The organism is Nonomuraea sp. NPDC046570, from assembly GCF_040645915.1.
GTDB lineage: Bacteria > Actinomycetota > Actinomycetes > Streptosporangiales > Streptosporangiaceae > Nonomuraea.
In genome coordinates this window covers 29,216-42,420 of the sequence record NZ_JBEYZF010000008.1, presented here as the reverse complement: position 1 = coordinate 42,420, position 13,205 = coordinate 29,216, and the positions used below count along the sequence as shown (strand labels likewise).

The 13,205-nt window shown below is 72.5% G+C and carries 10 protein-coding genes and 1 pseudogene; 1 reads left to right on the top strand and 10 read right to left on the bottom strand.

Features of this window, described 5'->3' with window-relative positions; translation table 11 throughout:
• Positions 1 to 30: 30 nt before the first annotated feature.
• Entirely contained in the window at positions 31 to 1,284 is a 1,254-nt protein-coding gene (locus tag ABZ911_RS15365; protein WP_358055460.1) for an NAD(P)-binding domain-containing protein, read from the bottom strand.
• A 52-nt stretch (positions 1,285 to 1,336) separates the two neighbouring features.
• Positions 1,337 to 2,590: an ATP-grasp domain-containing protein gene (locus ABZ911_RS15360; RefSeq protein ID WP_358055458.1), complete on the bottom strand. Its 1,254-nt coding sequence runs from the start codon at positions 2,588 to 2,590 to the stop codon at positions 1,337 to 1,339.
• A 232-nt stretch (positions 2,591 to 2,822) separates the two neighbouring features.
• Between ABZ911_RS15360 and ABZ911_RS15355 the strand changes: the two are divergent.
• A pseudogene (locus ABZ911_RS15355) lies at positions 2,823 to 3,425 on the top strand (glycosyl hydrolase); the annotation flags it as partial.
• A 209-nt stretch (positions 3,426 to 3,634) separates the two neighbouring features.
• Here ABZ911_RS15355 and ABZ911_RS15350 read toward each other — a convergent pair.
• The 8 genes from ABZ911_RS15350 to ABZ911_RS15315 are packed head-to-tail and all read right to left on the bottom strand — an operon-like array spanning position 3,635 to position 12,921.
• Positions 3,635 to 5,143, bottom strand: coding sequence for a glycosyltransferase (locus ABZ911_RS15350; protein ID WP_358055456.1), 1,509 nt, complete (start codon positions 5,141 to 5,143; stop codon positions 3,635 to 3,637).
• Positions 5,134 to 6,279, bottom strand: coding sequence for a GNAT family N-acetyltransferase (locus ABZ911_RS15345; RefSeq protein WP_358055454.1), 1,146 nt, complete (start codon positions 6,277 to 6,279; stop codon positions 5,134 to 5,136). Before ABZ911_RS15345 ends, ABZ911_RS15350 begins: the two co-directional genes overlap by 10 nt.
• Positions 6,276 to 6,869: a Wzz/FepE/Etk N-terminal domain-containing protein gene (locus ABZ911_RS15340; RefSeq protein WP_358055452.1), complete on the bottom strand. Its 594-nt coding sequence runs from the start codon at positions 6,867 to 6,869 to the stop codon at positions 6,276 to 6,278. The genes ABZ911_RS15345 and ABZ911_RS15340 overlap by 4 nt, the downstream gene beginning before the upstream one ends.
• On the bottom strand, positions 6,866 to 7,990 hold the full coding sequence (locus ABZ911_RS15335) for a glycosyltransferase (RefSeq protein ID WP_358055450.1): 1,125 nt from the start codon (positions 7,988 to 7,990) through the stop codon (positions 6,866 to 6,868). Before ABZ911_RS15335 ends, ABZ911_RS15340 begins: the two co-directional genes overlap by 4 nt.
• Positions 7,987 to 8,694, bottom strand: a complete 708-nt coding sequence (locus ABZ911_RS15330; protein ID WP_358055448.1) for a polysaccharide deacetylase family protein — start codon at positions 8,692 to 8,694, stop codon at positions 7,987 to 7,989. Before ABZ911_RS15330 ends, ABZ911_RS15335 begins: the two co-directional genes overlap by 4 nt.
• On the bottom strand, positions 8,691 to 10,211 hold the full coding sequence (locus ABZ911_RS15325) for a lipid II flippase MurJ (RefSeq protein WP_358055446.1): 1,521 nt from the start codon (positions 10,209 to 10,211) through the stop codon (positions 8,691 to 8,693). The genes ABZ911_RS15330 and ABZ911_RS15325 overlap by 4 nt, the downstream gene beginning before the upstream one ends.
• Complete coding sequence (locus tag ABZ911_RS15320) at positions 10,208 to 11,485, bottom strand: O-antigen ligase family protein (RefSeq protein WP_358055444.1); 1,278 nt, start codon at positions 11,483 to 11,485, stop codon at positions 10,208 to 10,210. Before ABZ911_RS15320 ends, ABZ911_RS15325 begins: the two co-directional genes overlap by 4 nt.
• Positions 11,455 to 12,921, bottom strand: a complete 1,467-nt coding sequence (locus tag ABZ911_RS15315) for a sugar transferase (RefSeq protein WP_358055442.1) — start codon at positions 12,919 to 12,921, stop codon at positions 11,455 to 11,457. Before ABZ911_RS15315 ends, ABZ911_RS15320 begins: the two co-directional genes overlap by 31 nt.
• Positions 12,922 to 13,205 lie beyond the last annotated feature (284 nt).

The following is a 13,205-nucleotide window of genomic DNA, read 5'->3' as shown; positions in this document are numbered from 1 at the left end:
GGCGCACCCCAAGCGACGGCCTGGGCGTGATCAGGCGTTCAGCCGGTGCGTCCCAAGCCCGGCACCTGTCTCCCCCCGGTAATGCCGCCTCGATCCGGCCGCCGCGGTCAGGCCGCGGGTGACCCGGCGGGCGGCGAAGTCGGCCCCGTGGACGAACCTCATCACCGGCCCGAACGTCGCGGCGGCAGCCAGGCCGATCATGTACAGACCGGGGACGGACGTCTCGAACGTCCTGTTCAGCCTCGGGGTCGTGCCCTCGGTGCCGATCGCCGCCCGCAGGGCGACGTCCAGGATGCCGATGCGGGCCACGTCCACCTCGTAGCCGGTGGCGGCGATCACGTGCTCGGTGTGCAGGGTGCGCGACTCGCCACCCGGCTCCTTGAGCGTCAGCCGTACGCCCAGGTCTTCCTTCGCGGCCACCAGGGAGTGGCCGGTCAGCACGGGTATCCGGCCGTCGAAGCGCTCCCGCAGCCACCACGAGCCCGCCGGGCCCAGGGTCGTTCTGACGATGTGCCGGCGGGTGGTCAGCGGCAGGTGCCGTACCAGGCCGGGGCGTTCCGCCCAGGTCCAGGAGCGCCAGCCGGTGCCCAGGCCCGAGCGCGGCGCCAGGACCCGTCGTACCAGGGAGCGGCTCGGCTCGGGGGTGCCGTTCCACTCCAGCGCGGCGGCGCGGGCCAGCACGCGCGGGCGGGCGCCGGCCTCCAGCAGGAGCGTCGCGGTCTCCAGCGCCGACTGGCCCGCGCCGACGACGGTGACGTCGAGGCCCTCGAAGCGGGACAGGTCGCTGTGCTCCGAGCTGTGCGTGCACACCGTGGGGGCCAGCTCGGTGAGCGCGGCGGGACGCCGGGCGAACGGCAGGAACCCCAGCGCCAGGACGACCGCGCGGGCCATCACCCGCCGTCCGGAGGCCAGCTCCACGGCGAACAGCTTCCCCTCGGCCCGCACCCCGGTCACCTCGGCGGTGTCCACGGCGTCGGCCACGGCCTGGGCCTGGAACCACTTGCCGTAGTCCACGAAGGTCTCCAGCGGCACCGGCTGCCCGTACCCGTACGGCAGGCCCGCCCAGCGGCAGTAGGCGGCCAGGTCGTGCCGGCCGCGCGGATCGGCCAGATTCGACGCCGAAGGCTCCGACTTCAGCAGCATCCCCTGCGGCATGTGGTGCTCCCACGCCCGCATCGGACGGCCGAAGACACAGGTGTCCAGCCCGGCGGCAAGCGTGTGAGCGGCTGCGGAAAGGCCGTACGGCCCCGCCCCGACAATGGCCACGTCAATTACCGGCAGCACTTCTCCCCCAATTCTTGGATTTCTTGAAAGGTCCCTGAAAACGAGACCCTAATTAGCCGTTCCGGTTGCGGTGCGAGAGCCGGGTAAAGGCACGTTTCAGAGTCTGTCCGCCCATTGCCACGAAAGGCCGCGGATCGTCCGCCGAGAACCAGGCCAGCTCGTCGGCGCCGCGCACCGACCCCCACCACTGCCTCCAGGTGATCTCCCGCGACCGCCGCTGGTACAGCGCGGGCACGGTGTCGTAGTTCTCCACCAGGTACGTCCGCCCGTACGCCGCACGCGGCGGGCCCGCCTGGCGGCCGGTCAGGTCGAGGTGCAGCGCGCGCACCACGTCGAGGTCGTCGCCGTCCCTGAACAGCCCGAACTGCGCCCCCAGCCGGGGGTTGAAGTCGAGCAGGTAGTAGGCGTCCGATCGCGGGTCGTGCCGGAAGTCCAGGTCGAGGACCCCCCGGTAGCCGAGGGCCCGGCCCAGCTCGTGGGCCACCGCCTCCAGGGTCGGGTTGTCCAGCCACCGCCCGAAGGTGGTCAGGCCGGACCGCGCGGGATAGGCCCGCTCCTTGCGCCCCGTCCCGCCGAACAGGCACGACGAGTTCTCGTCGAAGTAGCCGTGGAAGAACCAGTCCGACCCGGGCGAATCGGGCACGAACCGCTGGAAGAGCAGCTTGCTGCCGTGCCCACCGGCCTGCCCCAGGAGCCGTACGGCCTGCTCGCGCCGCTGCACCAGGCTCGTGCTGCGCAGCCGCGCCCCCTTCGGCAGCAGCCACGGCCTGGCCCATTTCGCCATCAGCGGCAGCCCCAGCCTGGCGACGGCCGACGCCACGTCGCCCAGAGTCGCGATGACCCGGGTCTCGGGCTGGGCGATCCCCAGGCGACGGCAGAGCTCGGCCAGCTCCGCCTTGTCGGCCAGCCGGCGCGGCAGCGTGGGCGACTGCCTGGGCAGCAGGAAGGACGGCTCCAGCGCGGCGGCGTGCTCGGCCACGATGATCGCGCCCTGGTCGTCCACCGGGATGAGCAGCGCCCGGCGGCCGATCCGCTCGGCCATGGCGCCGAGTTCGGCGACGAGCGCCGCAGGGGTCCGCTCGGTCCCCTGCCAGGTGTGCATGCGGTTCAGGTACCTGGACCGGGAGACCGGCGCGTGCCGTCCCTCCAGCACCGCGTGGACCTCCACCCCGGCTCTGCCCAGCGAGCGGACGACGGCCAGCGTGCCGTGGTGGAAGATGTTGTCGTCCAGCCGCATCACCAGGGCCGGCACGGCGGTGTCCAGGCCCGCCGCCCGGCCGACGCGATTCCGGCTGATTCCACTCATCGATTACGCCCATCCTCATTCTCATTTATGTCCCCGGCAAGTCATGCAAAAGCGACATTCATAAGCAACTCGCGGACGTTCTCCGCTGCTTGCCATTGACCTCGGAGTGGCCATATAGGTTGAACTCGAAGTCGTTCTGATAAGCAGCTCGGAATGAGGCGTGGTGAAATTCAAAAAGGCATGCGCTCACGGGTTGCTCACCCTCGGCGTGGTATCCGTGTCGGTCGCGGGCATGGCGGGCGCCACCAGGATCGCCGGACCGCCGGCAGCTCCCCTCGGGGTCTTCCTGGCCTCCGACCAGCGCGGCACGGACCGCCTGGCGGACTTCGAGTCCTGGCTCGGCGCCGAGGTGAGCGTCGGCAGGACCTACATACCCGGAGACAGCTGGGAGGCCATCCTCGGCCCCCAGTTCATCCTGACCCCCTGGACCCAGTGGCTCGCCGCCAAGCCCGAACGCACCCTGGCGCTGAACGTCCCCATGATCACGCCCAACGAGGGCGGGCTGCCGGACTCCGAGGTCGCCCCCCTGCTGGCCGCGGGCGCGGGCGGCGCCTTCGACCCGCTCTTCAAGACGCTGGCCGACAAGCTGGTCGCCGCCGGGGCCGCGGACACCATCATCGTGCTCGGCTGGGAGATGAACGGCTCGACCTACTCCAGCCGCTGCGCCCCCAACCCTCCCGCGTGGAAGGCCTACTGGCGGCGCATCGTCACGACCATGCGCACGGCGGTGGGCCAGAACTTCCGCTTCGACTTCGCGCCGAACCGCGGCCGGGACGCGATCCCGTGGACGGAGTGCTACCCGGGAGACGACGTGGTCGACATCATCGGCATGGACAGCTACGACCAGCCGCCCGGCAACACCTTCGCCGAGTACGTCGAGCAGCCGTACGGCCTGCGGGCGCACGCCGACTTCGCGGCCGCGCACGGCAAGCCGATCTCCTTCCCCGAGTGGGGGCTGTTCCGGCACGGCGACCGGCCCGAGTTCATCCTGCAGATGCTCGACTGGATCGCCAACCATGACGTGATGTATCACTCGATCTCCGACTACTGCCCGCACGGCGTCTGGACCTGCCCGTCGAACGCCCGCTCGGCGCGGGCCTTCCGCGACACGCTGTCCGGCTCACCGGGGTCCTCGATCCCCGGGCTCATGCCCTCCTCCGTGCTGCCTGACCGGCCTTGGGGGCGGCTGGAGCGCCGCGGGCCGTTGGGCAGGCCCGCCGTACCGGCCGTGCGGCCCGTGAGGCCGCCCGTGAAGCCGCACAGGCCGGTCGCGGGGCCCAACGAGTCCGAGCCGCTGGAATCCACGCCGAGGTCGCGGCTCTCGCCGCCCAACGAGTCCGGGCCGCCGGAGGCGACCCCGAGATCGCGTGTCTCTCGGCGGTCGCCCGCGCGGACGACGCCGGTGGAGCCGACCAAGCGCAAGGTGTGATCGGCCAGCAGGTCCAGCGCCGGGCCGAGGTCGAAGGCCTGGGCGCGGATGGCCGCGGCCCTGCCCTCCTCGCGGGCCAGCGCCAGGTCGCCGAGCCTGCGCGCGAGCGCCTCGGCCAGCGGCCCGGTCTCCCCCACGGGCACGACCTCGCCGATCTCGCCGGTCACCAGCTCCGCCAGGCCGGGGATGTCGGAGGCGACCAGGCAGCGCCCGCTCGCGAGTGCCTCCAGCGCGGTCAGCGGCAGCCCCTCCCACCGGGAGGGCAGGACGACCACGTCAGCCGCCGCGTACCAGGCGCGCGGGTCGTCCACCTGGTCGGCGAACACGACACCGGGACCGGCGGCCGGGCGCAGCCCGTCACGCAGGTCGCCGTCGCCGACGATGGCCAGCGTCGCGTCGGGGCAGCTCTCCCGGACCCGCTCCCAGGCGGCGACCAGTAGGTCCTGCCCCTTCTGACGGGTCACCCGGCCGACGCAGACGGCCAGCGGCGCGCGCTCGGCGAGGCCGTACCGGCGGCGGGCCGCCTCCCGGGCCTCGCCGCCGGCGGGGCGGAACCGGTCCAGGTCCACGCCGTTGCGCACCACCGTGAGCGGGCCGGACAGGCCGCGCTCGCCGGCCAGCCGCGCCTCGCCCTCGCCCACGCAGACCAGCAGGTCAGCCCAGCGGGCGGCCCAGCGCTCCCAGGACAGCACCGCCTTGGCCATGGCGCCCTGGCAGGCCAGCCACGACCAGCCGTGCGGCTGAAAGATCGTCGGCACCGCGCCGCGGATCACCGCCCGCCCGACCATCCCGGCCTTCGACGAGTGCAGATGTACGGCCTGCGGCCCGAACCCGCCGACCAGCCGCCGCAGCCGCCGCGCCGACCCGAGATCATCGGGACCGGGCGACCTCCGGGCGCTCCACTCCAGCCACCGCACCCCGAGCTCGCCCAGCCGCTCCCGCAACGGCCCGCCCGCCGGGCACGCCACCGCCACGTTCCACCCCCGCCGGGCCTGATCCCCCGCGACGGCGGCCACATAGACGGCCACCCCGCCGTCCACAGGCTGGGTGACGTGCAGCACGGACGGCCGGCCACCGTCCACGGGATCGTTCCCGTCCGGTGCGGTGGGACGGGTCATCGCCATGAGATCACCTTGCGGATCGACTGCCGGAGACGGTGTCCGGCCAGGTGCGGGAAGTGGTCACTGAGCAGTCGCCCGGCCGCGAGCCGCGCCCGGGCGCCCGCCACGTACCCGGCGGCGGGCAGGCCGCGCCCCAGGATCAGCCGCTGGTTGCGCACCTCCTCCGGCCCCCACTTGACCTTGTGCGGCTCGGAGCCGCGCAGGAGGCTCAGCGTGGGCCGCCCGATCCGGTGCGTCAGGTCGAGGTTCCCGCGCAGCAGCAGGGTGAGGATGTCCAGCTCGGCGCGCAGGTCGGGGTGGGCGCCGTACAGGTAGCCGCCGACGAAGTCGTGGCCGACCAGGGCGAAGTCGGAGACGACCAGCCGCCCCCCGATCCGGTACTCCGTCAGCATCGCCCGCTCCTGCTCGATGAGCAGGCGGGCCGCCCCGGTGAGGTGCCTGGCGAACCGCGGGCGCAGGTGCTCCTCGTTGATGCCCCTGTTCTCCCACTGCTTGGCGTGCAGCCCGATCAGGTCCGCCATCGCGCGGTCGGCGTCGGCGGCGGTCACCCTGGTCATCTGGATGTCCATGGCGTCGAGCTTGCGCAGGCCGCGCCTGAGCTTGCCCGCCGTACGGCCGCCCAGCTCGTCGAGCAGCCGGTCGACGGGCATCCCCGGCAACTGCAGGCAGACCGAGGCGGGCAGGCGCCAGCTACCGCCGCCCCAGCGGGGCAGCAGCCTGCCGACCGCGGCTCCCGGGCGTACCTCGGGAAAGTCGATCAGGTCCCAGCCGGGCTCGCCGAGGAGCGCCCCGCGCAAGGCCAGCGCGGTCCCCGGGGCGTCGTCGTCGTCGAGCAGGATGTCGGTGAAGTCGGACAGCCCGCCGCCGACCGGCACCAGCGCCCGGCGCCTGAGCATGAGCGGAGCCACCGCGACGAGCCGCCCGGCCCTGCGGACGACGGCCAGGCGCAGCCGCCCCGGAGTCCCGTACGCCCGCCACCACGACGAGATCCACGCGTACGACTGGAACGGTGTCGCCGCCGAGCTGCGCGCGTAGAGCTCCTCCCAGTCCTCCGCCATCCGGCCGAGCTCGACGTCGTCACGCACCACTCGCGCGGTCAGCGCCGTGGAGGTGCGCAGCGCCTGCTGGGACGGTGTCACACCCCCACCTCGTGCAACGACTTGGCCGGCTCCGCGCGCGGCCGTACCCGGCGGCGGCGCCGGAAGCCGAGCGGCGGCGCGAGGAAGGCCAGCCCGCCGACCAGGACGCCCGTCGCCGCCCCGACCGCGATGTTGACCAGCGGGATCGGCGACGAGGGCGCGGACGGCGGGAACGCCCTGGCGAAGCCGGCGACCCGCATCCTGGTGTCCGCCGAGTGCAGGTTGGCGTAGGCGGTCAGGTTGTCGGCCACCCCGTTGGCCCGCTCGGCCGCGTCCGCGGCGGTGGGCGCCGTGGCGGCGACGCGCACCAGGGGCGCGTCGGGCGAGGCCGACGACTGCACGTGCGCCCGTACCTCGTCGTCGGTGGCGAGCACGCCCGGCTGGGTGACGATCCTGGCGTAGGCCTGGGCGTAGTTCACCGCCTGCGCCATGTCGTCCCCCTCGGTCGGGACGACGGTCACATAGGCCTCGGCGCTGTAGACGGGTTCTTTGACCATCGAGACCACCAGGCCCGCCAGTGTCCCCACGAGCAGCGCGATCGGCAGACACCAGCGCCGCGGCCAGGCGGCTGCCCGGTACGACTTCTTCATCGGAATCCCTCCTTCTTCACGTACTTTCGATCGGTGGTGGCGCCGAGCAGACGCCGGTAAAGGGCGTCGAACTGTCCTGCCTGGCGCCGGATGTCGTAGTGCTCGACCGCGGGTGGCGGCGGCAGCCGTTCGGTCCCCGTGGCGGCGAGCGCGCGCAGTTCGAGCCGCAGGCGGTCACGGCCGTACGGGATGCGGAGCGCCCCCGGCGCCGCGAAGGCGGGCAGGTCGTCCACGGCGGGACAGGTGGTGTAGAGAACCGGCAGCCCGGCCGCCAGCCCTTCGAGTACGGCGAGCCCGAACGTCTCCTCCTGCGACGGCGCGACCAGCACGTCCATCGCCGACAGCAGGCCGGCGACGTTGGGCGACTCGCCCGCGAACACCACCCGGTCGGCCACCCCCAGGCGGCGGGCCAGCTCCTGCAGGGCGTGCTGCTCGGTGCCCGCCCCCACGATCAGGGCGTGCACCGATTCGATGTCGGCCATGACGTCCAGCAGCAGGTCGAAGCGCTTGCCGCGTTCGAGGCGGCCGACGCCTCCGACGACGAAGGCCTCCTCCGGCAGCCCCAGGCAGGCCCGCATGCGCTTCCTCCGCACCGGGTCGTACTTGAAGGCGGCGCCGTCGATGCCGTTGGCGATCACTTCGATGCGGGAGCGCGGCACACCCCATTGGCCGAGCCGTTCGGCCACGCTGCGCGAGACCGCGACCGTGCTGTGCCCGAGCAGCTCGCTGGCCAGGTACAGCACCCGGACGGGGGCGGTGATGCGGCGGCCTTCGATGCGCGTCAGGCCGATGGAGTGCTCGGTCGCCACGATGGCGGGCACGCCCGCCAGGCGGGCGGCGAGCCTGCCGTACACGCAGGCGCGGTACAGGTGGGTGTGCACCACCTGGAAGTCGCCCTTGCGCATCAGCCGGGCCAGCTTGCCGATGACGCTCAGGTCGCGGTTGCCGCGCATGCCGAGGTGGTGGACGGGCACCCCACCGGCCTTGATCGCGTCGGCGACGACGCCGGGGTTGGTCAGCACCGCGACCTCGCAGCGCGCGTTCAGGTGCGGCAGCAGGGCGCGCAGTTGCTGCTCCGCGCCGCCCGCGGCCAGGCCGGTGATGACGTGCAGGACCTTCATGCGCGCCGCCTCCGGCGCAGGCGGTGCAGGGCCCGCTTGGCGAACAGCCGCATCGGCCCGTCGTCCTCGCCGACGTAGGTGCGCGGCAGCGCGTACCGGCCGGTGCTGTCGGAGCGCCAGATGGCGCACGCGTAGTCGTATCCGGCCGCCCTGACCGCCGCCGCCTCCCGGCGCCCGACGTGCCCGTACGGGTAGGCGAAGCCGGTGACCTCGGCGCCGGTCACCTCCTGGAGGATCTCCTTGCTCACGGTCAGTTCGAGTTCGAGGCCGTGGTCGGCCAGTCCGGGCAGGGAGGCGTGCCTGACCGAGTGCGAGCCGATCTCCATCCCGGCCCTGGCCACCCGGCTCAGCTCGTCATGGTCCATGAGGTTCTTGCGCGGGTACTCGGCGTCCCACGCGTTGTGCCCGCCGATCCGGCCCGCGACGACGAACACGGTCGCGGTGAACCCGTACCGCACCAGCACGGGCACGGCCTCGGCCGCGAAGTCCACGTATCCGTCGTCGAAGGTGAGCCCGACCAGGCGGCGGGCCCGTCCGGCCGCCTGGGCGTCGCGCAGGTCGCGCAGGGACACCCCGCGCAGCCCGCGCCCGGCCAGCCAGCGCATCTGCTCGCTGAAGCGTTCAGGGGTGACGGTGATGTGCAAAGGGTCGTACTCGTACTTCGCCACCGAGTGGTACATGAGGATCAACGGCGTGCTCGTCATGCCCGATCCCCCGTCGGCCAGGTCTGCATCATGCGGATGATCTCCTTGGGTCCGGTGATTGCTGAGCAGGCGCAGAACACCAGCGCCATCAGTGCCGCGCCGAGCACCAGCAGGGTGATGGCGGGCAAGCCTGCGAGGTACGGGCGGATCAGGATGCCCGTGAGAAAGGCGGCGACGGTGGGGAGCGCCAGGTGGACGGCGGTGGGCACAAGGGCGCGCAGGGACAGCCCCACCTCCGGCACGCCCAGCCCCGCCAGCAGGATCAGTGCCGTCAGCGTGATCCCGGCGGCGTTGGCCGCGGCGATCCCCCCGGCCCCCCAGTACGGCACCGCGACGGCGGCCGTCCCGCCCGTCACGAGCAGACCGACGGTCATCGCCACCGCCGGGAACCAGGTCGGCCTGGCGGTGCAGAAATACACCCGGCAGACCACCCCGACGACCGTCTGACCGAGCAGTCCCAGGGTGTAGACGCGCATGAAGTACGCGGTGGCGGCGGTGTCCGCCTCGGTGAAGGCGCCCTGCTCCAGGAGCACCCGCACGATCTCGGGCGCGAAGACGACGAGCGCGGTGGCGGCCAGCAGCACCATCAGGCCGGCCATCTCCAGGTCACCCACGATCCGGCGGCGCGCGGCGGCGGTGTCCCCGGCCGTGACGCTGCGCACCAGCCGGGGAAAGGTCACGGTGGCGACGATCAGCGAGAGCACCATCGGCACCTGCGCGATCTTCTGCGCGTAGTTCATCTGCGAGATGGAGCCGGTGGTCAGCGAGGAGCCGAGGAAGCGCTCGACGAAGACCTGGCCCTGGCGCAGCAGCGAGAAGGCGGCGATCGGCGCGAACGCGCCAAGGGGGATCAGCACGCCGCAGGCGGCCAGGCGGGGCAGGCCGACCCGGCGGACGAAGGCGGGGAACTGGACGGCGACCATCGCCACACCGCCGGCCATCACGCCGAGCGCCGCCGCGAGCACGCCGAGGACGTCGTGCAGGACCACGATGAAGGCGATGATGCCGAGGTTGTAGGCCACGTAGATGGCGGCGGGCGCGGTGAAGGACTGGTGGGCGCGCAGCGCCGCGCTCAGGTATCCGGCCAGGCCGAACATCAGGACGGTGACCGAGGTGAGCCGGGTGCACGCCACGGCCAGCCCGGGGTCGGCGATGCCGGGCGCCAGTGACTCGACCAGCCACGGCGCGCCGAGCGCCGCCGCCGCGCTGATCGCCATGAGCGCGGCGGCGAGGGTGGGCAGCGTCTCGGCGACGACCTGGCGCACGTCGTCGCCCTGTTCCAGCGCCCGGCTGAACAGCGGGACCAGCAGGAAGGCCATCGCCCCCTCGATGAGCAGGGGCGCGGCCGTCTCGGGGACCATCCAGGCGACGAGGAAGGCGTCACTGGCCGCGCTCGCCCCGAAGATCCGGGCGAGCAGCAGGTCGCGGCCGAAACCGAGCAGCGACCCCATCCCGACCAGGACGGCGGTGATGCTCGCGGCCCGCAGGTAGACGCCCGGCCTCGTCGCCAAAGTCATTGGGCCCACCAGAGCGCCATGCCGAGCATCACCGACATGACCAGCGTGGGCGGACCGCCGATGTCGGCGTAGGAGAAGTTGGCCACCTGCCAGGTCAGGAAGCCCGTGACGACCATCCCGAACGCCTTGCCGCCCTCGGACTTGGCGCGGCGCAGTCGCTTGACGGACCAGACGCCCAGGGCCGCGAGGAGCAGCACGAAGGAGACGAGGCCGGGCAGCCCCTGTTCGCTGAGCACCAGCAGGTACATGTTGTGCGGCGACAGCAGCGGCTGGCGCTGGTAGCCGCTGACGGGGTCCTCGATGTCGCTGCCGGACGACAGTTCGAGCGGCGCGTAGCTGTCGCGGTGGACGGCGAAGCCCCGGGGGCCGACGCCGGTCACGGGGTGGTCCTGCCAGATGGCGGTGGCCGTCCGCCACAGGCTGTACCGGTCGTCGACCGACTGGTCGGGCTGGGAGACCGAGGAGGTGATCGAGGTCACCCGCTCGCCGAAGGTGTCCGACCCCACGCCGAGGCCGAGGACGAGGACGACCGCGGCGGCGGTGACGAACAGGCCGGTGCGGAGGGCCGTGCGCAGGCCGTACAGCAGGAGCATGACCAGGGCCGCGCAGAGGGTGGCCACCCAGGCGCCCCTGCTCAGGGAGAGGGCCAGGGGGACGCTGAGCGCGGCGACTCCGGCCAGGCAGACCATCCGGGCGCGGCCGCGGGTGGCCAGGCCGGTGCCGAGCAGGATGATCCAGCCGTAGCCGACGATGGTCGCCATGGCCATCACGTCCTGGGCGCCGAAGGTGCCGACGGCCCGGATGTACTCGCCCGCGTAGGAGGCGCCGGTCCCGGTGGCCGCCTGCCAGACGCCGACGGTTCCCTGGACGAGCGCGCTGACGGCGACCGCGCCGACGAGCAGCCACGCGTCGGTCGCGGTACGGACCACGACCAAGAGGGCCAGCGGGATCAGTACGAAGATCTGCAGGAATCTCAGCAGGCCGGGCATGCTGCCCATGAGGTCGGCGGCGGTGAAGGTGGCCAGGACGGCGGCCAGCGCGATCGGCACGAGCAGCCACACGCGGCCGGGCAGGAACCGCCGCTTGCGCTTGACCAGCAAAGTGAACGCGGCCACGCCGATCAGCGCGACCGAGGCGAGGTCGGCGAGCGTCACGTGGACCCCGCCGGAGAGGTCGCCGCGCCTGGCCGGTACGCACACCAGCAGCACGGTCAGAACGCCGAGGAGACTGGGCCTGAGGACCTTCAGGCGCCGCGAGAGCGAAGAACGCACCATACCGTCCGAACTATGATCTTGATATCGGCGCCGAGTGACCAGTCGTCGATGTAGTGGTTGTCGAAGCGGGCCCGGTCCTCGATCGACGTGTCACCCCGCAGTCCGTGGATCTGGGCCCAGCCGGTGATCCCCACCGGCACCCGGTGACGCAGCTCGTAGTGCGGCGTCGACTTGGAGAACTGCTCGACGAAGTACGGCCGCTCGGGTCTGGGGCCGACGATGCTCATGTCGCCCCTGAGGACGTTCCACAGTTGCGGCAGCTCGTCGAGCGACGACTTGCGGAGCATCCTGCCGGTGGGTCCCATGCGCCGGTCGTCGGCGACGCTCCACCTGGTGGCGGCCTCCTTCTCACTGTCGGGCTTGATCGTGCGCAGCTTGAGCACCCTGATGCCGCGGCCGTCCAGGCCCACCCGGATCTGCCTGAACAGCACGCCGGGCCCGCCCTCCCAGCGCACCGCCACGGCGCAGAGCCCCAGCACCGGCAGCACGACCACCAGGCCGACCGCGGCCCCGGCGACGTCCAGGGCCCGCTTCAGCGGCCAGGTCAGCCTGGCCTGGGGCGGCGGGCGCATGCGCAGGACGGGGAAGCTCCTGACGTTCTCGCCGAGCGGGACGAAGTCCACCAGCACGTCGCCGGGCTCGGGGGCGTAGTAGACCTCGCAGCCGAGGTTCCTCGCGATGCGGGCCAGCTTGCGGGCCTCCTGTCCCCCGTCCGGCAGGGCGATGATCACCGCGCGGACGCGGTGGGCGCGCAGGATCTCGTCGAGTTCCCCGGGGCCGCCCAGCAGCGGGACGCGGGTTTCCTGGGAGAGCGCCTCCTGCGTGTCGTCCACGAAACCGGTCGGGCGCAGGCCGTACTCGGGGTGGTCGAGCAGGGCCGTGGCCAGCCGGTGGCCGTGGTATCCGGCGCCGATCAGCACCGTGGACCTGGTGTTCCCGTGACGTCTGGCGGCGCGGACGGCCGAGTGGAAGACGCCTCTGCCGCAGGAGGCGAGGAAGGTGAAGAGGAGACCGGTCAACGCCACGTCGTAGATCCACTGGGTGCCGTGCACGCTCCTGACCACGGAGGCGGCCACCATGCCGGCCACCAGCCCGCAGAGCGTCAGCAGCAGCCCGCCGTCCAGCGGGGAGGGCAGCAGGCGAGGCCGGTAGAGGCCGACCGCGGTGTTCAGCACCACGACCAGCGCGGCGGCGGCGGGGGCGGCGCCGGAGAGATCGCGGGTGACGGCCGCCACGGCGACCGCCATCGCCATCACGTCGATGCCCAGCAGGCCGAGGGTCAGGGACGCGGTCCAGGAGCGCGTCCCCCCGGTCCACCGGAGGGACGGGCGGAGCCGGCCCCGCCGTCGTGGCGCGCCGAAGCCCGGCCAGGCCGCACCGGCGCGTGCCGTGCCCGTGTCCTGGGGCGGACGGTTGTCCCTTACGGGTGCGGCCATCACATTCTCCAAGAGTGGACTTTCTACGAACCGCACACCGGAATTACCTCCGTACGCGGGCGATTCGTTCCTACTGATCGACTTCCTCGGCAATAGGTGGGGGTTTTCGCGCCAAATACACAACTCACCGGCTCTGCGAGATTCCTGATCGTACAGCGACCCAACTCGACGAACCCGCACGTCAGGCGGCACAAAAGGCACGTGTGCGGCAAGATTTCCATGGCGGAATCTTGGGTACGGCCATGCCCACTCCCCACACCGCTCCGGCGGCCCGGCGGTATGAT

What these genes read in the sequence shown, in the direction of transcription:
- ABZ911_RS15360 (WP_358055458.1), bottom strand. Translation starts at nt 2,590, where the DNA reads ATGAGTGGAATCAGCCGGAATCGCGTCGGCCGGGCGGCGGGCCTGGAC.
- ABZ911_RS15350 (WP_358055456.1), bottom strand. Translation starts at nt 5,143, where the DNA reads ATGGCGATGACCCGTCCCACCGCACCGGACGGGAACGATCCCGTGGAC.
- ABZ911_RS15340 (WP_358055452.1), bottom strand. Translation starts at nt 6,869, where the DNA reads ATGAAGAAGTCGTACCGGGCAGCCGCCTGGCCGCGGCGCTGGTGTCTG.
- ABZ911_RS15335 (WP_358055450.1), bottom strand. Translation starts at nt 7,990, where the DNA reads ATGAAGGTCCTGCACGTCATCACCGGCCTGGCCGCGGGCGGCGCGGAG.
- ABZ911_RS15330 (WP_358055448.1), bottom strand. Translation starts at nt 8,694, where the DNA reads ATGACGAGCACGCCGTTGATCCTCATGTACCACTCGGTGGCGAAGTAC.
- ABZ911_RS15325 (WP_358055446.1), bottom strand. Translation starts at nt 10,211, where the DNA reads ATGACTTTGGCGACGAGGCCGGGCGTCTACCTGCGGGCCGCGAGCATC.
- ABZ911_RS15320 (WP_358055444.1), bottom strand. Translation starts at nt 11,485, where the DNA reads ATGGTGCGTTCTTCGCTCTCGCGGCGCCTGAAGGTCCTCAGGCCCAGT.
- ABZ911_RS15315 (WP_358055442.1), bottom strand. Translation starts at nt 12,921, where the DNA reads ATGGCCGCACCCGTAAGGGACAACCGTCCGCCCCAGGACACGGGCACG.